General features: G+C 57.9%; 1 pseudogene. It reads left to right on the top strand.

The features are described from left to right. Positions 1–642, top strand: a pseudogene (locus APH41_RS28680) (RHS repeat protein); the annotation flags it as partial.

Genomic DNA, 642 nt, shown 5'->3' with positions numbered 1-642 from the left:
CGACGATGCCGGGCGCTTGGTCGCGCTGTTTCCGGGGGATGATGAGCCAACGTCCTACGAGCATGACAACGGTTTTGTACGGGTTGTCAGGCGTGGGGAGGCGGTCTGGAAATACGAGCGTAATGAGCAAGGCGATGTTACGCGTAGGACCGATCCCGATGGTGAGGTTACTGACTACAGCTACAACAAGCACGGGCAACTGACTGGAGTTTGGTACCCGGATCACAGTTGCCATCGACTGGTGTGGAACGAACGTGGGCAGTTGCTTGAGGAGCAATTGCCCAATGGTGGGATCAAGCGTTATCGCTATGACGATCTGGGGCGGCAAGTTGCCTGTGAGGATGAGCATGGTGCGCTGACGCAATATCACTGGGACTGCGTCGGCAGGTTGATTCGTCTTGTATTGCCAGGCGGTGGTTGTAGGGAATTCAGCTACAACCCCTACGGCAAAATCATCGCCGAACGCGACGAGCTCGGCCACGTCACCCGCTACGAATACGCCGATGGCCTGCACCTGATCAGCCGCCGCCTCAACGCCGACGGCACCCAGGTCAAGTACCGCTACGACAACGCTCGGCTATTGCTCACCGAGATCGAAAACGAAGCCGGCGAAACCTACCAACTCGACTACCACCCCAACGG

This window comes from Pseudomonas sp. NBRC 111138 (assembly GCF_001320835.1).
GTDB lineage: Bacteria > Pseudomonadota > Gammaproteobacteria > Pseudomonadales > Pseudomonadaceae > Aquipseudomonas > Aquipseudomonas paracarnis.
The sequence above is the reverse complement of the archived record's forward strand: the minus strand, read 5'-3'. Positions and strand labels throughout refer to the sequence as shown.